Raw genomic sequence first — 645 nt, forward strand, 5'->3', positions numbered from 1 at the left:
CTGACCGCCGAGGCCAACTCGTTCCGCGGGACGCTCGGCGCACGTATCCAGCAGTGCAAGCCCCGCGATCCGGAGGCTGGCCGGGCCGCGCGCCCTGCTGGTCGCCGTGGTCGGCGGGCTGGTCGCCACCCGGGTGCTCGCGCACGCCGGGGGCCCTGATCTGCTGGTGGCCGTGCCCGCGCTGGGGTTCGGGCTGTTGGCGCTGACCGCGGTCTATGAGGGGTCGCGCGGGCTGTCGGGCGTCGGGTTCGCGATCGCCGCGCCCGCGGGTCTGGCCGTCGACACCAGCGTCCGGATGGCGTTCGGCACCTGGGACCCGATCTGGCGGTCCGGCGCCGCCGCCTGGGCGGTCTGCCTGGTGACGGTCGTGCTCGGCGCCGTCGCCCTGTTCCGCGAGGTGTCCACCGGGCAGCTTCCCGCCCCGCGGATCTCCTGGCGTGACGCCCTGCCTGCCGCCGCGCTCGGCCCGTTCCTGGCGCTCCAGGTGCTGGTGCTGTCGAGCCCCCCGTTCGTGGCGTCCTCCGGCTGGCTGTCGCTGACCGTCGCCCATCTGGTCGTGCTGGCCGGACAGGCCCTCGCGCTGGGGTTCCTGGCGTCGGGGCTGGCGGTGCGGGCGGTCCCGGGCGGGCTGGCCGTGCTCGGCGG

The 645-nt window shown here is 76.6% G+C and carries 1 pseudogene; it reads left to right on the top strand.

Annotated features, from left to right (window positions below):
- Positions 1 to 106 precede the first annotated feature (106 nt).
- Positions 107 to 645: pseudogene (locus ACYVE7_RS35255) on the top strand (endonuclease/exonuclease/phosphatase family protein); the annotation flags it as partial.

Source organism: Actinocorallia lasiicapitis (assembly GCF_054778695.1).